General features: G+C 63.3%; 14 protein-coding genes, 1 pseudogene and 1 riboswitch. Of the genes and pseudogenes, 8 read left to right on the top strand and 7 right to left on the bottom strand.

Annotated features, from left to right (window positions below; translation table 11 throughout):
* The first annotated feature begins 1 nt into the window (after position 1).
* The 8 genes and pseudogenes from PD885_RS04380 (at position 2) to btuB (ending at position 11404) form a co-directional block, all read left to right on the top strand.
* A complete protein-coding gene (locus tag PD885_RS04380) occupies positions 2-2833 on the top strand; it encodes a T6SS effector BTH_I2691 family protein (RefSeq protein WP_040762590.1) in 2832 nt (943 codons plus the stop codon).
* 29 nt (positions 2834-2862) lie between these two features.
* Positions 2863-3600, top strand: a complete 738-nt coding sequence (locus PD885_RS04385) for a putative type VI secretion system effector (RefSeq protein WP_040762591.1) — start codon at positions 2863-2865, stop codon at positions 3598-3600.
* Between the two features lie 26 nt (positions 3601-3626).
* On the top strand, positions 3627-4445 hold the full coding sequence (locus PD885_RS04390) for a hypothetical protein (protein ID WP_002807754.1): 819 nt from the start codon (positions 3627-3629) through the stop codon (positions 4443-4445).
* Between the two features lie 28 nt (positions 4446-4473).
* Positions 4474-4644, top strand: a complete 171-nt coding sequence (locus tag PD885_RS20460; protein ID WP_002807757.1) for a hypothetical protein — start codon at positions 4474-4476, stop codon at positions 4642-4644.
* Positions 4645-5046: 402 nt separating this feature from the next.
* The gene (gene clpB / locus PD885_RS04395; protein ID WP_088056670.1) at positions 5047-7632 is read left to right on the top strand and encodes an ATP-dependent chaperone ClpB; all 2586 of its coding nucleotides are present in this window, start codon (positions 5047-5049) and stop codon (positions 7630-7632) included.
* 518 nt (positions 7633-8150) lie between these two features.
* Positions 8151-8981, top strand: coding sequence for a hypothetical protein (locus PD885_RS04400; RefSeq protein ID WP_040762592.1), 831 nt, complete (start codon positions 8151-8153; stop codon positions 8979-8981).
* A 34-nt stretch (positions 8982-9015) separates the two neighbouring features.
* A pseudogene (locus PD885_RS20465) lies at positions 9016-9164 on the top strand (PLP-dependent transferase); the annotation flags it as partial.
* A gap of 26 nt (positions 9165-9190) precedes the next feature.
* A riboswitch (cobalamin riboswitch) is annotated at positions 9191-9411 on the top strand.
* A gap of 115 nt (positions 9412-9526) precedes the next feature.
* Entirely contained in the window at positions 9527-11404 is a 1878-nt protein-coding gene (gene btuB / locus PD885_RS04405) for a TonB-dependent vitamin B12 receptor (protein WP_002807761.1), read from the top strand.
* 24 nt (positions 11405-11428) lie between these two features.
* Here btuB and PD885_RS04410 read toward each other — a convergent pair whose 3' ends face one another.
* The 7 genes from PD885_RS04410 to PD885_RS04440 form a co-directional block, all read right to left on the bottom strand.
* Positions 11429-12616: a type III PLP-dependent enzyme gene (locus PD885_RS04410; protein ID WP_002807763.1), complete on the bottom strand. Its 1188-nt coding sequence runs from the start codon at positions 12614-12616 to the stop codon at positions 11429-11431.
* A complete protein-coding gene (locus PD885_RS04415) occupies positions 12613-14382 on the bottom strand; it encodes an IucA/IucC family protein (RefSeq protein ID WP_088056671.1) in 1770 nt (589 codons plus the stop codon). The genes PD885_RS04410 and PD885_RS04415 overlap by 4 nt, the downstream gene beginning before the upstream one ends.
* Positions 14360-15556 carry an MFS transporter gene (locus PD885_RS04420; protein WP_002807767.1) on the bottom strand — a complete coding sequence of 399 codons (1197 nt, stop codon included), beginning with the start codon at positions 15554-15556 and terminating at the stop codon, positions 14360-14362. Before PD885_RS04420 ends, PD885_RS04415 begins: the two co-directional genes overlap by 23 nt.
* Positions 15553-17355: an IucA/IucC family siderophore biosynthesis protein gene (locus PD885_RS04425; protein WP_002807769.1), complete on the bottom strand. Its 1803-nt coding sequence runs from the start codon at positions 17353-17355 to the stop codon at positions 15553-15555. Before PD885_RS04425 ends, PD885_RS04420 begins: the two co-directional genes overlap by 4 nt.
* Positions 17352-18578 (bottom strand): siderophore biosynthesis protein PvsA, encoded by a 1227-nt coding sequence (locus tag PD885_RS04430; protein ID WP_002807771.1) that lies wholly within the window; start codon positions 18576-18578, stop codon positions 17352-17354. Before PD885_RS04430 ends, PD885_RS04425 begins: the two co-directional genes overlap by 4 nt.
* A gap of 178 nt (positions 18579-18756) precedes the next feature.
* Positions 18757-20889, bottom strand: coding sequence for a TonB-dependent receptor family protein (locus PD885_RS04435; RefSeq protein ID WP_002807774.1), 2133 nt, complete (start codon positions 20887-20889; stop codon positions 18757-18759).
* The gene (locus PD885_RS04440) at positions 20890-21651 is read right to left on the bottom strand and encodes an HpcH/HpaI aldolase family protein (RefSeq protein WP_002807776.1); all 762 of its coding nucleotides are present in this window, start codon (positions 21649-21651) and stop codon (positions 20890-20892) included. It lies immediately after the preceding gene.
* Positions 21652-21661: the final 10 nt, after the last annotated feature.

The following is a 21661-nucleotide window of genomic DNA, read 5'->3' on the forward strand; positions in this document are numbered from 1 at the left end:
CATGACACAGAACGACACTTCGACGCCGTGCGAGGTCTGCAACAGCAGCGGCCTGGCCATTCTGCCGGTGCGCTACACCGTGGTGCCGGCGTCCTGTCCGGGGGCCGGACTGGGGCCGTTCCCCAAGGGGCGTGGCAGCAAGGAAGACGTCTCGCCCGCCGGCTACGACTACGCCGTGCGCACCTTGCGCCAGGGCATGCTCTATCTGTACTACGAACAGTCCGGCCCATATGGTGCCAGGCAATGGGAAGCCTATGCGGTGGCCGAGAACGGCACGCTGTGGCGGCAGGTTTCCGGATACGCAGCGCGGCGCATTGCCGGTGGCGTGCCGTCCTGCTCGCGCCCGGTGCACAACGCCGAGCGCATGGAGTTCATCACCCTGCGCTACCCGCATATGTGCGGCACGGTGTGGGTGATGTTTTCCGAGCATCTGTTGACGCCTGCGACCCTCAAGCGCTACGCGGCCGACGCCACCTTGCGCGCCGAGCGTATGCAGCCCATCACCCCCAAGCAATGGATCGGCGCGCCGCAGGCCAAGGGCGATACGGTGCCGCTGTCCAGCGCCGACGACTTGAAGGCGGTGCTGGAATATCGTGGGTTCGCCGGAGAGGTCAGCGAGCCGGCGCAGCTGCCGTACCTGCGTCAGCCCAGGGCGATCAGCGGCAAGGACGGCAGCTACACGGCCGATGTGCTGCGGGCCAACGCCACCCGCTACCCGTGGTCGCTGCGCACGCATGCGGCCGGCGGCGCGTCGGAGGCGGCCGCCCTGCAGCAACGCTATGCGCTCATGTGCGCGGCCAGCCACAACGGCAAACAGGGCGATCAGCGGCAGACCTACACGCCGATGCTGCTGGGCCTGTGGGACGCAGTAGGCGTGGTGCACGAACTCAACGGCTACCGGCACGACGTGGTCGGGGCGATGGCGCGCTACAAGGAAGAGCGTGCGCTGGAATTCAACGCAATGGAGCACATTGAGGAAATCGACACGCTGCTGCAGCGCAATGCGGCGGTGCTGTCGGACCAGTACGCCCAGGCCAGCCGTGCGCGGATGGAGGAGATCGAGCAGGAACAATCCGGCGGCAATGCGCTCAAGCAACCAGGCATGGACGCGCTGCGCGCGCACGGGATCGCGTCCTCCAACGAGGGCACGTGGGACGGGCTGTCCAAGGCGCTGCTGCCGGTGTACCAGCGGCAGGCGCGGGAGACCTGGGAAAAGACGTATCGGCCACGGATCGACGAGGCCGCGTACGCGGCGTTCAAGGCCAACGCGCAGCGGTTCGGTCAGGCGGCGTTGGAGTTGCTGACGCAGCGCACGCAGGTGCTGGGCAAGTGGCTGTCCAATGCGCTGTTTTTGGCCACATTGGAGGACTACGACGGCACCTCACCGGTCTGCGGGGTCCGCTTCGAGGAGGTGGTGACCACCGCCATCGAAGGGCTGGGGATGGACCCGGACGGTCGGCGACTACTGCAGGACCTGGCTGGCAATCTGGATGTGACAAGCCGCAGCTGCCTGCTGTGGCGAGTGGTGGCGCAAAACCAGACCGAGGTACGGCAGGAACTGGAACAGGCGCTGACCCAGGCGGATCAGCAAAAGAACATGGTGCTGTCGGCGGCCGGCGCCGGTTGGAGTGTGTTTGTCACGACGAGCAAGACGCTGAAGAAGTTCTTGAGCGTCTACAAGGGCTTCGAGGCAGCGCAAAAGCAGGCCGCGCCCCTGACGGCCACGGACCGGATCTTGCGCGAAAGCGGGGTGGACCGGTTCGTGACCACGGCCGGTGCGTTCCTGCTCGATCGCTTCCCGCTCAACGGCGTGCAGGACAAGGTGGGCAATGCGCTGGTGCGCTTCGTATTGATGACGCGCGCGCTCTTGGATGAGGCCGAGGTCTCCGAGCTGATCAGCCAGGAGGCCAGCACCGGGGTGAGCGTCAAGCTGTACTTTGCGGAGCGGGTGGCGTACTACCGCAGCCAGCCACCGAGCAGCGGCACGCCGATGCTGTACGCCCTGCGCGACGTGGAGCGGCACAAGGGCGCCGCGCTGATGCGCGAGCGCTGGGCGCGCGCCGCCGAGAGCAGCCGCAACGCGGTACGGCTGGGAGCGCTGACCGGTGTGCTGGAACTGGTGAATTTCATCAACCTGCTGGCCAAGTCGGACAAGCAGGCGCGCGACTACGGCAGCCTGGTGGCCTCGGGCGCCTCGCTGGTGTCGGTGTACAGCAGCATGGCCGAGAAGTTGAGCAAGGAGTTCTTCGGCGAGGCCAGCCGCAGCGTGGGCAAGATGAAGGCAATCGGTGGGTGGCTGGGTGGGTTCGGTACGTATGTTGGGGTTTATTATGATTTTGGTGAATATTTGAAGTCAAAAAATTCCGGAAATTCGGGTCTTGCCTTGGCTTACTTAGGTAAATCCGGCACTGGATTTTTAATTGGTGGCACCCAATTTCTCACTGCATTAGCTTATTCCGCTCCGGTATTAGAGAAAGCGATCGGCCGCAAAGGCGTGGTGATTTGGCTAGATGGACTAAGAGCTGGTCTACAAGCTGCAGCAGCTAAAGAGGGCGAGCAGGTGCTGGCGAAAGCCTCGATGAAGCGTATGGCGGGCTGGATGCTGCGGCTTGGTGGATGGGAAGTGACGGTCGTCTTACTGGCAATCGATGTGCTGGTCTATACAATTGAGCCAAATGCGCTCGAAAAATGGTGCGAAAGCAACCGATTTGGGAAGATCAGTGAGGGCGGTTGGTTTGGCTTTGGTGCGAGTGGGCCTCAATATAAAACAGCAAAAGATCAAGACGAGGCCTTCCTGAAGGCGATTGGGCAAGTCACAGTGCGCCATGTTTGATTCGTGCCACCACATATTAAAGAGAAATCATGACACAAGATCCGAATGCGCACACCCAAGTCATTGGCGGCACGCTGAGAAATGTAAGGCTAAAGAACACTACAGCAGAAGTATTCTTCCGCGCAGGTGACCGTGAGGGTATGGCGGCTACAGGTGTAGCAGCAGCAGCGCTTGGCTTGAGCGGTGCCGCCGCAGGAATGGTGACCATGTCAATGGAGGAGATGAGCGAGCCGGTATCGCAAGTTAGTTTTGATTTGGATGGAAAGCACGTGGAAGCGCTGCTGTGGAACTGGCCATTCAAGGATGGAGACGAGGTACAGGCAGTGGTGGAGCCAGCGCCGGATGGCGGATATACCGGATTTGCGGTATTAGATCCTAAGGAAAAGATCATTGTGCTGTATCCGCATGTCTCGGCAGGCGTGCGTGCGCACTGGAAGAACGTTTTTAAATTTTCTTTTTTTGCTGGAGCCGCGTTTGCATTATTTATGATCTCTGCTGCAATTTTGGGGGGGCGTTTAGCGAGCTTTTCTAATGCCAATTCCTCTCTCTCCTTCTATCTTTTAGCATTTTTGATGTTTGTTTCTATGTTTTTATGGATCGGCTACCGTATGGGTCGCCGCTTTACGCCGTTTATCTTGATGGCAGAGCCGATCTTCACCGTGTTGGGCTGGAAGGATGTCAAGAACATCAATCTTCGCAAGACGACCAAGGCCAAGAAAAAGCCAACCGACCCGCCTGCAATGGGCGACAGCTACTTCCGCTATTAACTGACATCAGCCCCAGCGCCGAGCACATGCAGCCGATCACGCCCAGGCAGTGGATCGACGCGCCGCAGTCAAAGGGCGATACGGTGTCGCTGTCGAGCGTGGAGGGCTTGAAGGCCGTGATGGAGTATCGCGGGTTCGAAGGGGGGCTCGGTGAGCCGACGCAACTGCCGCATGTGCAAACGCCCAAAGCGATCAGCAACCCGGACGGCAGTTGCAAGGCAGAGGTGCTACAGAGCAGCGCGACACGCTACCCATGGTCGCTGCGGACCCATGCCACTGGCGGCGCTTGCGCCGAAGCGGCTTTGCAGCAACGCTATGCGCAGATGTGCGCGTCAAGCCACAACGGGCAAGCCGGTGAGCGGCGACAGACCTACACGCCGATGCTGCTAGGCCTATGGGATGCAGTGGGGGTGGTGCACGAACTCAACGGCTACCGGCACGACGTGGTCGGGGCGATGGCGCGCTACAAGGACGAGCGGGCGCTGGAATTCAACGCGATGGAGCACATCGAGGAGATCGACACGCTGCTGCAGCGCAATGCGGCGGTGCTGTCGGACCAATACGCCCAGGCCAGCCGTGCGCGGATGGAGGAGATCGAGCAGGAACAATCCGGCGGCAATGCGCTCACGCAACCAGGCATGGACGCGCTGCGCGCGCACGGGATCGCGTCCTCCAACGAGGGCACGTGGGACGGGCTGTTCAAGGCGTTGCTGCCGGTGCGACGTCCCCCCGCCCTGAGTAGCGGTTGGGTTCAGAGTCCGGGGGGACGTCGGCCGTCGCCGCTGACGTGGCGACCACCGACTTCTAAAAACACCTATAAAAACCTGCCTGTTTTGGCGTCATAGGGTCCGAGAAGACAGCGGTGGCCCTGCGATGAACAGCTTGCTTGCCGGACACGAACGCGCGTCCAAGCGCCAGCAGATGGGCGATCCACTGGCATTGCTATCGCGTCATATCGATTTCGCGGCGATCACCAAGACGGTGGATGTGAAGCTGTCCTTGGGAACAGGCGAGCGCACTGGCCGAACGCCTCGGGTTGGTTGAACGCGGCCAGATCGGTTTGGACGTGGTGGTGTCAGTGCCGCATCCACGCACACCGGGGGCGCTGGCGCTGCCAGCGATCCAGGCGCAGCTGCTGTCGCGCCTGCTGGGGACGGCACAGGTAGCAGCGTCAGCGCGCCGGGGATGTTGATGGAATCGGGATATTGCTGCGCGTGCCGGCTCGTCGCTGCGGCGTCTCGTCTAGCGCGCTGCGCGCGTGGGTTTGCGTCGGGGCCCGTGGCAACGCGCGACACGCGCACCGCACAGCCCCACACGAGCAGCGTGAGCCGGTCTCATCGCCCTGCGCTAGCACGTCCCGCATTCGCCACACCTTGAAACCCTGCACAGCAGCCGCATCTGCACGGTATCGCCGGATCTGCCGGCCACCAGTTCAGAGGATTTCCCATGCGGATGGACAAGCTCACCTCGCGGTTTCAGCAGGCACTGGCCGACGCGCAGTCGCTGGCTGTGGGTCGCGATCACAACATTATCGAACCGGTGCACGTGCTCGCCGCGTTGCTCGACCAGAGCGGCGGCAGCACGCGCCCATTGCTGTCGCAGGCCGGCGTCAACGTGCCGTTGCTGCGCGAGCGGCTGGGCGAGGCGCTGGACACGCTGCCCAAGGTCTCCGGGCAGGAAGGCAACCTGTCGATCGGCAACGATCTCAACCGCCTGCTCAACCAGACCGACAAACTGGCCCAGCAGCATGGCGATGCCTTCATCGCCAGCGAGTGGTTCGTTCTGGCCGCTGCCGACGATGCCAGTGCGCTGGGCTTGGCGTTGCGCGCGGCCGGTGGCGACAAGAAGAAGATCGAAGCTGCTATCGACAAGTTGCGCGGCGGCGAAACCGTGCAATCGGAAAACGCCGAAGAACAGCGCGAGGCGCTGGAGAAATACACCATCGATCTGACCGCGCGTGCGGAGAGCGGCAAGCTCGATCCGGTGATCGGCCGCGATGAAGAAATTCGCCGCACCATCCAGGTCTTGCAGCGTCGCACCAAAAACAACCCGGTGCTGATCGGCGAACCCGGCGTGGGCAAGACCGCCATCGTCGAAGGTCTGGCGCAGCGCATCATCAACGGTGAAGTGCCCGAAGGCCTGCGCGGCAGGCGCGTGCTGTCGCTGGACATGGGCGCGCTGATTGCCGGTGCCAAGTTCCGTGGCGAGTTCGAAGAACGCTTGAAGGCGGTGCTCAGCGATCTGTCTAAGAACGAAGGTCAGATCATCCTGTTCATCGACGAACTTCACACCATGGTCGGTGCAGGCAAGGCCGATGGCGCGATGGACGCCGGCAACATGCTCAAGCCGGCGCTGGCACGTGGCGAGCTGCATTGCATCGGCGCCACCACGCTGGACGAATACCGCAAGTACATCGAAAAAGATGCGGCATTGGAGCGGCGTTTCCAGAAGGTATTCGTGGGCGAGCCAACGGTGGAAGACACCATCGCGATCCTGCGCGGCTTGAAGGAGCGCTACGCTGTGCACCACGGCGTGGAGATCACCGACCCGGCAATCGTCGCGGCCGCTACGCTGTCCAATCGCTACATCACCGACCGCCAATTGCCGGACAAAGCCATCGACTTGATGGACGAAGCAGCATCGCGCATCCGCATGGAGATCGACTCCAAGCCGGAAGAGCTCGACCGCCTGGAGCGCCGCCTGATCCAGCTCAAGATCCAGCGCGAGATGTTGAAGAAGGAAAAGGACGACGCCTCGCGTCAGCGCCTGGCCGATCTGGAAAACGACATCGGCAAGCTCGAGCGCGAGTTCTACGACCTCAACGAGCTGTGGAAGTCGGAAAAGGCCGCGTTGCAGGGCACCACCATGATCAAGGAACAGATCGAGCACGCCAAGCTGGAACTGGAGGCCGCACAGCGTCGCCAGGATTACGCCAAGATGAGCGAGATCCAGTACGGCGTGCTGCCGCAGCTGGAAAAGCAGATGACGATGGCCAACGAGGTCGAACATCACGACTTAAAGCTGGTGCAGGACCGCGTCACTGCCGAGGAAATCGCTGAAGTGGTTTCGCGTTGGACCGGTATTCCGGTCAACAAGATGCTTGAAGGCGAGCGCGACAAACTGTTGCGCATGGAAGACGAGCTGCATCATCGCGTTGTCGGCCAGAACGAGGCGATCAAATTGGTCTCCGATGCGGTGCGGCGCTCGCGCGCCGGGCTTTCCGATCCCAATCGCCCGAGTGGCTCGTTCCTGTTCCTGGGTCCGACCGGCGTAGGCAAGACCGAGTTGTGCAAGGCCCTGGCGGATTTCCTGTTCGACAGCACCGAAGCGATGATCCGTATCGACATGAGCGAGTTTATGGAGAAGCATTCGGTCTCGCGTCTGATCGGTGCGCCTCCGGGGTATGTGGGCTACGAAGAGGGCGGTTATCTCACCGAGGCTGTGCGTCGGCGCCCGTATTCGTTGATCCTGTTGGACGAAGTAGAAAAGGCGCATGCCGATGTCTTCAACATCCTGCTGCAGGTGCTCGACGATGGTCGCCTGACCGATGGTCAGGGCCGCACCGTGGATTTCCGCAATACCGTCATCGTGATGACCTCCAACCTGGGTTCGCACCAGATCCAGGAGCTCGGTGGCGACGGTAGCGCCGAGGCCTACACGCAGATGAAGGCCGCGGTGATGGGCGTGGTGCAGGGTCATTTCCGCCCGGAATTCATCAACCGGCTGGACGACATCGTGGTGTTCCATCCGCTGGACAAGGCGCAGATCAAATCGATTGCGCGCATCCAGTTGCATGGTCTGGAGAAACGTTTGTCCGAGCGCGGCCTCAAGCTGGATCTGGACGATGCCGCGCTGGAATTGCTGGGCAACGTCGGTTTCGACCCGGTGTACGGCGCGCGCCCGCTCAAGCGTGCGATCCAGTCGCAGGTGGAAAACCCGCTGGCTCAGCAGATCCTCTCCGGCCAGTACCTCAGCGGCGACACCGTGCGCGTGCGTGCGCAGGGCGGGCAGCTAGAGTTCGGCAAAGATTGATTGTCGAGTCCTGAGTGCCGATTGGTCGGCCGCGGTCCTCGCGGCTGAGCGCTCTACTGTTTTGCTGTTCGGAGCGATTGGGCGGTTTCGAGATGGAGCTCGGATAAGGCAAAGCACTCTTCAGGTAGGGTTGGGGCGACGAGGATGCGGTGATGCCTCACCGGGGTCCCGAGTTTTGTTGGCAGCTCTAATGGCCTTTCGAAGGGGAGGAATAATGAAAAAGATCGCATCGAGCGGTTGGCAGTCTGTCAGCAGTTCCGATCCCGTACCTTCCGACCCTTGTTCCTGACGATCCGTCAAATCGCACAGGTCCGCCGGCACAGGCCGCATGGGAAGGCTTGCCGAGCCGGCGTGCCGCCGGGTCTTTGAAAAGGGCAGCTGTGAGGCTGCAGGCAGCGACGCGCGGCCGCCAGGTGCGCCGGCAGGTCCGGATCGCTAGCCAAAGCCAGGGCGTTGTCTCCACGACAATCCGTGCTCCCCGTGATCCGCTGTCATTGTCTGTCGCACCGGGAACTTTCGTGTCGGATATCCAGCAGCACATGCAGCCAGCCGCGACTTTCACCCGGGTGTCGGTGCCGGATGGAATGCTTGACATCCATGGAACGCACGATGGTAAAGCCCCACGTGCACACCAGGAACTGGCCCAGAGTGCTGCTCCGGGCGCTGCGGTGATAAATGGCGGCTATTTTGTCCACAAGCCCGGATTGCAAACGGACTGTGGCGAGACCATCGAGAGTATCGGTTGTCCGGTCGGACAGGTCGCCGGACGGCAGGATTTCATAGCGATTCCAGGACCTTGGGTGTCCGACTACGGCACGATCACGGCTAATGGAGCGCCCGTATTGAGTGGTGCACCTTTACTCGCGCTCGAAGGAAGGTCCCGGCCGATCGAGGACGCAGACAGGTTTCAGTACTTCATCGACGGCAAGGATGACCCGCTCAATCGCCTCGCAGGCGCGCTGACGCATTCCAGTAATGCCAATGAGCGCGCTGCTGTCAGCCTGCTGCCTACCCGCTTGTCCGGAGCCACTAAAGTGGTCCTGCAAACATTGACAACGGGCGGAAACCGGAAGGCTGGCGTTACCATGGCCCAATGGCAAACCATCGCTGAGCTCGCGGCGCAAAGCGTGGCGGACGCATTGCGACCAGGGCATACGGGTGCTGGCGCATCGACATTGAACCTCGACGGTGGCGGCTCTGTCTTTCTGGGCATTCGGCAAATCGATGGTGTCAAGATGTTGGCGCGCGGGGGCTTGCCGGACCAATCCGTGCGGCCAGTTGCCAACGTTATGATTTCCGAAGCGGGCGTCGCTGGCCCCGTGCCTGGCATACGACCGTACAGCCGCTAGCTCGGGTCTTCTGCCATCACGCATCCAGGTGCCGGGCAATATCTACAGCCGCATCATGAATCCGGCCAACGATGTGCTGGCGCAACGCGTCGCCGCGCTGGAAAGCGGCATCGGCGCGTTGGCGCTGGCGTTAGGGCAGGCGGCGGTGACCTATGCGATCCAGCCATCGCCGAGGCTGGCGACATAAGAGGCGCGCCGGCCAATCCTGATACCATGCGTGCCCTTGAGGTGATTGCCGGTTAGCCATTCTTAAACGGGAATCCGGTGCGTGGATCGTCTTGGCGAGACGCAATTCCGGAGCAGCCCGCGCAACGGTGGACGAGGTCAGATGCCGCAACACGCCACTGCGCGCACGCATGGGAAGGCGCGGCATCGGAGGCGCAACCTTCCACTCGCGAGCCCGGAAACCGGCCTGAGGGATTTACCCGGCACGCGGTGGGCGTGGCCTTGATCGTGTGGCGCTGCTGCGTCGACCGTCTGGCCCGTTGCTGCTTGTCGCCCCATTGCCCCCGCGCGGGTAGGCGCGGTTCCAGGAGCAGCAGCCGATGTCCTTTTCTTCAGTTTTGCCGCCTCGTGCCGTGTTGGCCGTGGGCCTGTCGTTGTGCTTTGCCAACCGGGCGCAGGCCGAGGCTGCCATCGATCTCGATGAGGTCGTGGTCACCGCCTCGCGTACTGCGCAAACCCAGGACCAGACGCTGGCGCCGGTCACCGTGATTGACCGCGCGCAGATCGAGCGTCGCCAGGCGAACGCGCTGCAGGATCTGCTGCGCGGCGAAGCCGGCGTGTCGCTGGCTAATAATGGTGGTCCAGGCAAGGCGAGCTCGCTGTTCCTGCGCGGTACCGGGTCCGATCATGTGGTGGTGCTGATCGACGGTGTGCGCATCGGCTCGGCCACCTCCGGCGGTGCGGCGTTGCAGGATTTGCCGATCGAGCAGATGGAGCGCATCGAAATCGTGCGCGGTCCGTTCTCCAGTCTCTACGGTTCCGAAGCGCTGGGCGGCGTGATCCAGATCTTTACCCGTCGCCCGCACGGCAGCTTCGTGCCGACCTTCAGCGCCGCGGCCGGCAGCGACAACGCACGCCGCTACAGCGCGGGCGTGGCCGGGCGCAGTGAGGGCGATCTGAGCGAGACCGGCGGTTGGTATTCGGCCAATGCGGTGCACGACCAAACCGATGGCATCAATGCGTACCTGGACACCAGCTCCAGCGACTACGATCCGGATCGCGACGGCTATCGCAACGATTCGTTGAGCGTGCAAGGCGGCTGGCGCTTCAATCGCCAGTGGGATGCCGACGTGCACGCCTTGCGTGCGCGCAGCCGCAACGAATACGACGGTTCGGCGTTCGGCGGCACTGTGTCCAAGGGCGTGCAGCAGGCGGTCGGTGGCCGGGTGCGTTACGCGCCGACCGATGCGTTCACGCTCACCGCCAGCGTCGGCAGCAGCACCGATCTGGGCGATGCGTATTATGAAGGTGCATATGTGTCCACCTACGACACCCGTCGCAAGCAGAGCGCGTTGCAGGCCGATATCAATGCAGGCCCGGGTCTGCTCACGGTTGGCTTCGATTGGCAGCGCGATGAGATCGCCAGCAGCGACACCTACGATGCCGATAGCCGCAGCGATCGTGCTGCCTTTGCGCAGTGGCAGCAGACATTCGGCACGCAGTCGTTGCAGGCCAGCCTGCGCCGCAACGACAACAGCCAGTTCGGCGGCAAAACCACCGGCAGCCTGTTGTGGGGATGGGATTTTGCCCAGCATCTGCGCCTGACCGCCAGCTACGGCACCGCGTTCAAGGCACCGACCTTCAACGAGTTGTATTACCCAGACTACGGCAACCCCTTGCTGCGGCCGGAAACCTCCAAAAGCGCCGAGCTCGGCCTGCGCGGCAATGGCGATTGGGGCACCTGGACGCTGAGCGCGTTCCAGACCCGCATCGACGATCTGATTGCCGGCGACGCGTCGCTGGTGGATGCACTGCATCCGTTCGGGCAGCCGAACAATATCGATCAGGCACGCATCCGCGGCGTGGAAGCCGGTTACGACACCGAGCTGGCCGGCTGGACCGTGCGCAGCGCGTTGACATGGCTGCAGCCGCAGGCCGATGGCGAGGTCAACCATGGCAACTGGCTGCCGCGGCGTGCGGGTCAGAGCGGTCGCATCGATGCCGATCGCAGCTTCGGTGCGTTGGGCGTGGGCGCAAGCCTGTTCGGGTCTGGCAAGCGTTTCGACGACCTGATCAACACCGAGCGTTTGGCCGGTTATGGCCTGCTCGATCTGCGCGTGAGTTATGCGATCAACGCCGATTGGACCATCCTGCTCACCGCCAACAACGTGTTCGACCGCCACTACGAAACCGCACGCTGGTACGCGCAGCCAGGGCGCAATTATCTGCTTACCTTCCGCTACCAACCGGCGCAGTAACAGCAGCGATCGCACCGACTGGGCTCAAGGAAAAAACACCATCTGCGGCGGCGGATGCATCAGGAATTGTTGATGCGAAATATTCCACGCATACGCACCGGCCAAGGGGAAGGCCAAACAGTCGCCCGGTGCCAGCGCCGCGACGTGCTGATTGCGTGCCAGTACGTCCTTGGGCGTGCACAACTGGCCAACCAGCGTGACCGGCGTGTTGCGCAGCACCGGCGCGCGATCGCCACGCAGCACACGGAACGGATGATCGTGCGCTTGCGCGGCCGGGGTGCGGAAGTGATGGGTGCCGCCGCGGGCGATCGCAAACCACGCGCCGTGGCTGCGTTTGAGATCCAGCACTTCCATCAAGTACCAGCCGCAGCTGGCGCTGACATAGCGGCCCGGTTCCAGACGTAGACGAAGATCGGTGCCGTGTTCGCGTAGTAGTGCAGGAAGCCCGGCGCAGAAGCTGGCCCAATCGAACGACGACTGCGGCGACAGATAATCCACACCGAAGCCGCCACCTGCATTCACCCGCAACGGTCCAAGTCCATAGGTCCGCCGCCACTGCTGCACGGTGCGCAGGTAGGCGGCGACCAGATGCAATTGCGCGCCAGCGTCGCGCTGGTGCGACATCAGGTGGAAATGAAAGCCTTCCAGACACAGCGACGGGCTGGCACGCAGCTGCCGCATTGCCGCGTCCAGATCCTCCGGGTCCAAACCGAAGGGTGATGGTTGCCCACCCATCATCAAACGCGTGCTCTGTGCGCCGGGCACGGCGATATTCATGCGCACAAACACTGGCACGCAGCGGCCGGCCTGCGCCGCAATGGCGGCCAGACGTTCCAGTTCGTCCAGGCTTTCCACATGCACGGTGCAGTTGGGCAGCGCGGCGGCCTGGGTAAGCTCGGTATCGAGCTTGCCTGGTCCACCGAACAACAACGCGGCCTGCGGTTGCTGCGCATGCAGCCAGGCGAGTTCGCCGCCGGATGCAGCCTCCAAGCCCTGCACATGCGGCGCGAGCGTACGCAGGATCGGCGGCTCCGCATTGGCTTTTGCCGCATAGAAAAACTCGCATTGCGCCGGCAGCTGCGCGCGCATCCATGCTGCATGCGCGTCCAAGGCAGCTAAGTCGTAAACATACGCGCAGATCGGGCCATCGCTGCGTTCGCGCACGCGTGGCAGTGCATCCATCAATGCAGCGGTGTCGATGCCCAGGCTCATGCCGCCACCTGCCGTGCTGCTGTGATCGGTGGAATGGGATTGGGCAGCGCGGTGTAATCGGATTGACGATCCGCGCGTTGCCACAGCCGCGTGCCCAGGTTGTTCTTGCCGGGCAGTGGTGCGCCGTCGATCAAGCCCTGCAACGCGGCTTGCGCGCCATGGCGTCGCTGCCAGTGTGCAGCGATCTCGCCCACGCATTCCCACAGGCGCGCTTCGAGCGCGGCATCGCCCTCGGTGAGGTGGAAGATCGCTTCGGCCAGATTGTTGACCAGTGCGCAATACGCCACGCGATTCCAGCCTTGTTCCGGCGTGTAGGACAGCGATTGCCGTGCACGCTCGCTAACGTCCTGCAAGCGGGTGGTGGGCCAGTGGTGTGCGAGCAGCTTGGTGCCTTCCAGATCGCGGATCCACACACGCGTCGGCCAGCCATCAGCAAAACCGATCACCGTGTTCTGCAGATGCGGCTCCAATGCGATGCCGTGCTGGAACAACGCACTCCACACGCCATCCAGCAGCAGCCCGGCATAGGCGCGGAACCACCGCAGCGTGGCGGTGTGGCGATCCAGCTGCACGCTGCTCAGCGCCTGCATGCGTGCTGCACACACGCTGTTGCCATGCGCATCGCAGGTGAACAACGCGGCAGCGACCTGCGGCTGCCAACACGCCCGTTGTGCCGCCGGAATGGCCTGCCGATACAAGATGCCGAAGCTTTCCGACAATGCACGCGCCGCCAGCGGGTCGGCGTCATGCAAGGCGGGATCGACCTGGGCAATATCCAACGACGTGGCCGCCGGCTCCAGCATCACATCGAAGCCGGGCACCTGCGTGGCCAGCGCGCGCCAGCTGGGTGCTAGCAGCTCGGTGAGCGCGACTGCGCTTTCCAACTCGTACCACGCATTCTTGCGCACGCAGTTGGTCAGCCGCACATGCACCGAACACTTGAGAAAATAGTCCAGCTCCGGGTGATACAGCGTGCGCACCGAGGAGGTCGGCCGCAGTGCATCACCGAGCACGCCAATCGGTTGGATCAAGCCACGCAACTGCAGCGTGCGTAGCAGCGGGTTCTCGCGCAGACGCTGCGCTTCCCAGGGATGGCATGGGTACAAATCGTCACTGCCGGAGAGTTGCCGCAAGCTCGCACGCACATCGCGGCCCTGCATGCGCAACAGCCGCGGATCGATGCGGAACCAGTACAGCTGAAACGCCGCGCGTGCTTCCGGTGCGCAGGCCAGCACGTGCGCAAGATCGATGCCTTCGCGGCTTTTCGGCGTGGGATGCAGCGCATGTCCCCACAGCATCGATTGTTCGGCATCGATCATCGCCTCACCGGTCGGCGCAGCGGTCTGCGCGTGTCGCAATAACGCAGCAGTGATCGCCACGCTATTGGCGCTTTGCGCGAGCAGCTCCGGGTTGACCGCCTGCATGCTACCGAGCGACTGCACCAGGCAGCGTGCCAACGCGTGCGTATCCAGGCTCTGCCACGGTTGGCCGGCGATCTTGAGAAATGGCGTGGAGGCCAAGCGGCAACGGCCCAGGCGATCGGCATAGGCAATGCGCACGCACAGTGCGCCGGTTTGGCCCAGATCGATACGTAGCCAACGCTGCTCGGCCACGCGCGGACCGGGGCGATCCAACCCGCGATAATCGAAGTGCACCGTCTGCTGCGGAATCGCGAATTCGCGCAGATAGCAGTTCAACCAGCAAGTGCAGGCCTGCGCGTCGGCCATGCTGTCGTACCAGGGGTCATGCATCGTGTGCGGCGACATCGGCAGATCTCCTCGAAGGGAAGCGCACCATGACGGTGAGCGCAGCGGCTGCCGCAGCCAATGCGGCAGCCAGGAAAGGGACGGCCGGGCCGGCGGCCTGTGCCAACGCGCCGGCGGCAGCACCGGCGAACACGCCGGCCCATTTGCCACAGGCATCGAAGCGGCCGAACAAGCGCCCGGCGCCATGTCCGCTAGCGACCAGCGCCAGGCTGCGGTTGAGCCCACGCAGGCCGAACAACATGCCAAACCCGAACAGCACACGCGCAACCGCCAATGCGATGGCGTCGTGCAATAGCGCCTGCCACACGCAGGCAAGTGCGAACACCAGCAGGCCAGGCACCAGCCACGCTTGGCCATCGCCGCGTCGCCACCACGGCAGTACCACCAGATAGACCAGGTGCGGCAGGCTATATAGCAGGCCGGCCAGTGCATCATGGCCGGCGCCACGCGCCAACGCATACGGGATGAAGTAGGGGAACGTCACTACCATCGCAAAGCAGAACAGGAATTGCGCGATCAGCAGTGCGGGCCACAGCGCTGAGGTGGCTGTTGGAGTCGATAGGGGCGGTACACCTGTGTGCTGGGAGGGCGTTGACGCTGTAATGGACGGCCTCGGTCGAGCGGCTGGTCGATCTGCCGGCAAACGCCACGTCAGCGCAAATGCCAGCAGCGGCAATACCGCAAGCGCGCGATACAGCGACTGCGCCGGGCCTAGTGGCAATGCAAGACCCAACAATGCAGGCGCACTGACCATCGCCAGACGTGCCGAATATTGCGTCCAGTCGAGCGCGCGCGCCAACGTGCCGGCCTGCGGCTGGCTGGCCAGATACGCATTGGCCGCCGCCAGCGAGCCGCCGCAGGCGCCTTGCACAATCAGCCCGATTACCAGCCAGGTCAGCGACGGCGCAAAGCCGGCCATCGCAAAGCCCAGCGCCAGCCCGAGTTGCGCGCGCAGCAGCGAGCGCTTGCGTCCATAGCGATCGGCCAAGCGTCCCCAGGCGCTGGCCGTCAACGCTGTGCACAGCGTCGGCAGCACATACAGCACGCCGCTCCAGCCTACCGCGGCCGATGGCGCCAATTCGGCCAATACCTGCGGCAGAAACAACGGCATGCCCAACGCGGTGAAGGCCGCCAGATAATGCGCCGCCAGCACGGGGCCTAAAACGCGCTTCATCGCTGATCGCCTGCCTGCCGACGCGGCGCGTGATGGGTGTTGGCGAACGCATCGCCAAACGGATTGGGCGCACTATCGCCGTAGAACTTGTTGATGTCCCTCGCACCGGTGAGCTGCTTGCTCAGCAGGCTGCCGGCGCTGAGCAGATATTTCACTGGCAGCCTTGGCGCGGCCAGCAATTGGCGTGCGGGTGCGGTGTCGATGCCGTCGACATCCAGCTGCGCCAGCGTCAACGCCAATTGCGCTTGCAACTGCGTGTACAGCGGCGCACGCAGTGCGGGCTGCCAGTCGGCCAGACCTTCCAGCACCGCTTGCAGGTCCAGTTGCAGCACGATGGTGCAGAACATCTGCGCCAGTGCCTGCGAATCGTCCACCGCGATACGCGCATCGTGCAGCGGGCCCAGCGCATCTAACTCCGGCAGCTGCGCACGCAACTGCGGCATGGCGATGCGCGCGGCATCGTTGTCCTTCATCAACAGTCGCGTTGGTTGGCCGTCGGCATAGACCAGCACGCTGTTCTGCTGGTTGGCTTCCAGCGCGATGCCGTAGCGCAGCCACAAGCGCAGATGCACGGCGAGCAGAAGCTCGGTGTAGTCGCGCCACCAACTGAGTACATCGCCATGTGCGAACCGCTCGGTCAGATGGATCGCCATCGGGCGGCCATCCGGCAACAGCGCACACAGCGCGGCAACCGGCACCAGCGTGGCGTCGTCCAGCGGCGGATAACTTCGCACCAGATAGGCCAGATGGCGGGTGTCACCGAGGTGCCCGCCATGCGACTCGTCCACGTACACGCAGCGGCCGTGCAGTGCCGGGTCCAGCGTATCGATGCGCCGTAGCGCGCGCTCCAACCAATGGCCGTCGTATAGCGTGGATGGCTTGATCAGACGCAGATTGAGCGCGCCCAGCGTGCGCATCGGGATCGGCAACTTGAGATGCAACTGCGGATGCTGCAACGGCACCAATGTGCGCACCGATAGCGTAGGGCGTACGTCCAGCCATGCATGCGGTGCACGCAAGGTGCCTGCGGGAAGCGCGAAGTCCTCCTGCTCCAGGCGTGCCCATACCAGCGGATGCACCGGCCAGGCGACATGCGTGTCGGCCAGTTCGGATGGCAGCCCCAGTGTGGCGAAATCCGGCCATAGCGCGGCTGGCGGCGTGCTGGTGCAGGTGACCGACGTACGCGCGATCGCCAGCCAGCGCAGCGCGAAGGTAGGCGCGAATTCTGGCGCGTAATCGCGCAATTGCGCTGCATCCAGCCCGACCTTGGCGCGTGCAGTCGGATAGAACGGATGGTCGCGGTAGCTTGCCAATTGATCGCAGCGATACGCACGCTCGGCAGCATCGACATGCTGCAAGGCGGTGATCAGCGCAGGCGCTTGTTCGTCATACGCCTGACGCGCCAGGCAACGGTGCGCGGCGGCGCATTCGGCTTCCTCGGCATAGGCGCGATGCAGCAGCTGCGTCTGTCTGTCGAGCCGGGCACTGATGCGCTGCAACCATTCCTGCGCACCGCGTTCTACGATCGCGCCATCGGCAGTCTGCACGATCCAGCTGTCGCCGCAGGCGCTGATGTCCTGCAGATAACCTTGCCGATGAATCGGCAACCACAGCATTCCGTTGGGCAAGTGCGCGATGCGCCACCAGCCTTCCGCCGGGCTTGGGTCGGTCCATGCCGCCAGAACCGTTGCGTCGGGTGTTGCAGCACTGCCGTGCGTGGCAATCCCGCGCAGGTCTTCGCGCAGGCACGCGTCGATGATGCGGGTGGCGATATAACGGTGGTCGGCCGTGCTGCTCATACGCGCAGCTCCGCGCTTTCGATCCGCCATTGCAAGCCCGCTTCGGCATGCACCACCGCTTGTTCCAGCGTCTGCGCGTCGCTGGCCAGCGCGCTCAGTACGCCCAGGTAATCCTTGTTGGAATGGCTAAGCCGGATGCGCTCGCCCGGCATGCGCATGCGCCGGTACTGCACATCGCTGTGCGCATCGTGATGACGACGGTCTTCGCTGGCAGTCACCAGTTCGCCGTCATGCTCTGCGATGTAGTAACGCAGCAATGCATGTGCACGATCGCTGTGCAGCTGCGGCAGCGGCAAGCCCAGGTGCGGTGCCAGTGCAGCAGTGAACCACTGCTTGCCGAACATCTCGTCGAGCAGGACTTCGCGGCGGTCGCCGATGCTGCGGTAGTTGATCTCTACCAGCACCGGGCCGTCGGCGGTGAGGATGAATTCGCTATGGCACAGCCCGAAGCCAACGCCGAAGGCACGCAGTTGTTGCAGCGCCTGTGCAATCACCGGCGTGTTCACGCGTGCATCCCAGTGCGCTTCGCATTCGACAAAATGCGGCGGTGGCGACAGCCGCACCTTGAAACCGCCCAGCGCCTGCAACCTGTGGCCATCGCCCAACGTTTCCAGCGTAAACAACTCACCTTCGAGCATGCCTTCCAGCAACACGGTGCGCTGCGGATGGCGCTGCCACACATCGTCAAGATACCGCTGCAATTGCGTGGCATCGGCGCAGTGGCGCACGTCCAGGCTGGCGACGCCTTCACGCGGTTTGGCGACCACCGGCCACGGAATACCGGCCGGCAGCGCGGCACCTGGCGCCAGCGTGCAGAACCACGGCGATGGCAGTCCACGCGCACGCAAACGCTGGCGCATTGCCGCCTTGTTCTTGGCCGCGTAGCACACCTGCCAGTCCTTGCCCGGTAGGCTAAGACCTGCAGCGACCAATGCGGTGCTGGTCTGCAGATGATCGCTGTTGCTGAACACTGCGCGCGGCGATGCATCGGCGTCGTGCAGCACATCCAGCACGCCGAGCGGATTGAATACATCACATTCGATCACCCGCTGCGGCGCATGCGTCGGGTGCTCGCGAAAATGGCTGAGGTGATCGAGTCGATGATCGGTCAGCAGCCACACCGGCAGGCCCAGCGCGTGCGCGGCTGGCAGAAAGCCTTCGGTGATGGCCGGATGGCAGACATGGGTGAGGATCACCAACGGTGTAGCGGATGTCGCAGTCATGGCAGCTCTCATTCAACAGGACGTTGGAAAAACCGTTATTGAAACGGGCTGCCTTGCGCTGCGTGCGGCAGCGCTGGGTGGCCTGCGACGTCGTAATCGCATCGCCGCGTTGCGGCGTCAGGCGCGCATCGTGCGCGACGTTACAGCTGCGGTGGTCGATGCGATCACCGGGTTTATCTCAGAACGTGTATTCCAGCCCTGCTGTGAACGTGCGCGCAGGTGCGGCCTGACGTCCCCACGGGCTGGTATCCACACCGCGGAACCAGTACTGCCGATCGAACAGATTATTGATCGCCAGCGATGCGCTGAACTTTTGTCCGTTGCGTTCCAACAAGATATGGCTCACCTGTGTGTTCCACACCCAGTACGACGGCAATTCACCGACCGAGGCGATGGCGTTTTCTTGCACGGTGTTGGCCGCATCGCTGTAGACCTTGCTGAAGTAGTCGCTCGACAGTGCGACAGTGGTGCGACCGAACACGTAATTGCCGCTCAGGGTGATCTGATTGCGCGAGGTGTAGGGCACGCGCAAGCCGCGGAAGGCGCCCGATTCCTGGCTGGCATCCAGATAGGCGTAGCCGGCGTTGAGCGTCAGTGCGCGTAGCTGCTCCGGGCTCCACTGCAGTTCCAGCTCGCCGCCTTGATGACGGGTCTTGCCGAGATTGCCGAATGCGCGCGTGGTGTTGTCCAGCTGGATCTGCTGATTGAAATCGATCAGATACGCACCGAGCTGGATGCGGGTGCGATCGTTGGGCTGATAACGCGCGCCGGCTTCGTAATTCCAGGCCAGTTCGGCATCCAGATTGTTGCCGAAGATGATCTGGGTGACCTGTGGCGCGCGCATCGAACGCTGCCCATCCGCATAGAAAAACCAGTGTTCGTCGGCTTGAAACCCGACTGTCAAACCCGGCAATACATCGCGGGTCTGGTTGAGCGTGCGCACGCCGGTGGCACGATTGAAATAGTGCGAATCCAAGCGTTCGTAACGCAGGCCCGGGGTGATGGTCACGCGTTCGTCGGGCAGCGTGATCGCGTTGCTGACATAGGCCGCCAGTGCGCGGTCTTCGAACCGCCAGTCGCGCACGGTGGTGAATAACCCATCGCGCAGACGCAGGTTGCCGACCAGAAAATCGATGTCCTCACGCACCGCACGCGCACCGGCACTCCACTGCTGACGCACGCCACCGGCATCGCCCATGCTCCAGGTTAGCTGCGGTTCGCTGCCGACTACACGGAAGTTGCGCGGTGCGGTCTGGCGCAGTTGCGGCGGCAGATCCGAGCGCCAGGTTTCGGTGGCTGCCTGACGCATGCCGACGATGAAATTGCGGCTGCTACGCGCGCTGAAAGTGGTCCAGTTCAGGCGCACATCCTTCATCGGACCCCAATCGCCCAGCAACTGTTCGTAGCCCAGCGACGCACGCGTGGTGCGGCCGTTGAAGCTGTCCAGCGGGCGCGTGGACTGGCGCGGGTCGCCACGGTAGGCGTCAGGGCTCAACGCACCGGCCAGATCCATGTCGACCAGATAGCGCTGCACGCTAGCCTTCAGCAATTTGGTGCCGTCCAGCCACCATTCGGCACGCACGCGCAGATTGCTGATGTCGGTATCGCTATGCGCGCGCCAATACGCGCCGTCGGTGCGATTAGCATCGACCTGCATGCCGAAGTTGTTGGCGAGATAGCCGCCGCTACTGAGCGCGCTGTCCTGCAGAAAATGGCCCTGGCCGCCTGCGGTGATCTTGTGCGCCAGCGTGGTGCTCCATTCGCTGGGGATCTGCTTGCTGATCAGATTGATCACCCCGCCAACGTTGTTCGGCCCGTACTGCACGGCCGCGCCGCCGCGCACGATGTCGATGCGATCGATCTGATTCAGACCCACCGGAAACAGCGACAAGCTGGTCTGCCCGTAAGATGCCAATGCAAGCGCAATGCCGTCTTCCAGCACCTGCACACGGCCGCTGCGGCTTTCGTACAGACCACGCAGCATCAGCTGCGGCAGCGCGCCGGTACCGGTCTCATCGAAGATCTTGATGCCCGGCACGCGCTGCAACGCATCGTCCAGCGAACGGTTGCCACCGTTGCGCAGTTGTTCGCGATCGATCACCTGGCGGCTACCGGCATAACGCTGCACATCGTCAGGGCTGGAGCGACCGAGCAGGCTGCCTTCTACCTGGATCGCGTCCAGCCTAAGGATCGGCGTGGTGCCATCAGTGGTATCGGCATCCGGCGTATCGACTGCGAACGCCGACAGCGGCATGGTTGCAGTGGCCGCAGCGATGGCGATGGCCAGGGCTTGGAAACGCAACGTCGACATCTACGGCGTGCTCCTGCGGGCGGGGAGTGACGTGGGCGCGGCAAACGTGGCCAAGTGGCTGCGCAGTGCGCGTTGAATTAAGGCACGATCTTCCCCGGCGAGCAGCCAGCGCAGCTCCGGCTGTCGCAGCCAGTGCGCACGCTGCGCATCGGTGCGCGGGTTAGGGCAGAACGGCACATCGGCGGCACGGCATTGCGCATGTAGTTGCAGCAGTAGTTCCCACACCTGCGGATGGGTGGGGTGCGGTCCAAGGCCCAGGTCCAGCGCAAGATCCAACGCGCCTTCCATCACCAGCGCCACGCCGGGCACCGCAAGCATTTTGGGCAATGCGGCAATGCCGGCTGCGCTTTCGATCATCGGCACGATGCGGATATCGCGATTTGCCTGTGCGATATAAGTGGGCAGATCGACGTCGCCGAAGCCAGTGACGCGGCCACCGGTGATTCCACGCCGGCCCAGCGGCGGGAAGCGTGCGGCGGCGATGGCGTTAGCGAGTTGCGCCGCCGATTCGCTACGCGGAATCACGATCCCACGCGCACCAGCATCGAGTACGCGGCCGATCAGCTTTTCGTCCACCTCAGGCACACGCACCCAGGCCTCGCAGCCGGAGAGCTCGCACGCGCGGATGGCGTGTTCCAGCGCGTCTGGCGCACGCAGCACATGCTCCAGATCGATCACCACAAAGCCATAGCCGATGCGGCCCAACAGCTCGCAGACCTGCACGCTTGGGACTGCATTGAGAACGCCAACCGCGAACGCCATGTAAGGGGCC

It is taken from the genome of Xanthomonas fragariae, assembly GCF_900183975.1.
GTDB classification, from domain to species: Bacteria; Pseudomonadota; Gammaproteobacteria; order Xanthomonadales; family Xanthomonadaceae; genus Xanthomonas; species Xanthomonas fragariae.

Coding starts and splice junctions, on each gene's coding strand:
- PD885_RS04390 (WP_002807754.1), top strand. CDS start 3,627: ATGCAGCCGATCACGCCCAGGCAGTGGATCGACGCGCCGCAGTCAAAG.
- PD885_RS04380 (WP_040762590.1), top strand. CDS start 2: ATGACACAGAACGACACTTCGACGCCGTGCGAGGTCTGCAACAGCAGC.
- PD885_RS04420 (WP_002807767.1), bottom strand. CDS start 15,556: ATGAAGCGCGTTTTAGGCCCCGTGCTGGCGGCGCATTATCTGGCGGCC.
- PD885_RS04415 (WP_088056671.1), bottom strand. CDS start 14,382: ATGTCGCCGCACACGATGCATGACCCCTGGTACGACAGCATGGCCGAC.
- PD885_RS04425 (WP_002807769.1), bottom strand. CDS start 17,355: ATGAGCAGCACGGCCGACCACCGTTATATCGCCACCCGCATCATCGAC.
- PD885_RS20460 (WP_002807757.1), top strand. CDS start 4,474: ATGAACAGCTTGCTTGCCGGACACGAACGCGCGTCCAAGCGCCAGCAG.
- PD885_RS04410 (WP_002807763.1), bottom strand. CDS start 12,616: ATGAGCCTGGGCATCGACACCGCTGCATTGATGGATGCACTGCCACGC.
- PD885_RS04430 (WP_002807771.1), bottom strand. CDS start 18,578: ATGACTGCGACATCCGCTACACCGTTGGTGATCCTCACCCATGTCTGC.
- clpB (WP_088056670.1), top strand. CDS start 5,047: ATGCGGATGGACAAGCTCACCTCGCGGTTTCAGCAGGCACTGGCCGAC.
- PD885_RS04440 (WP_002807776.1), bottom strand. CDS start 21,651: ATGGCGTTCGCGGTTGGCGTTCTCAATGCAGTCCCAAGCGTGCAGGTC.
- PD885_RS04385 (WP_040762591.1), top strand. CDS start 2,863: ATGACACAAGATCCGAATGCGCACACCCAAGTCATTGGCGGCACGCTG.
- PD885_RS04435 (WP_002807774.1), bottom strand. CDS start 20,889: ATGTCGACGTTGCGTTTCCAAGCCCTGGCCATCGCCATCGCTGCGGCC.
- btuB (WP_002807761.1), top strand. CDS start 9,527: ATGTCCTTTTCTTCAGTTTTGCCGCCTCGTGCCGTGTTGGCCGTGGGC.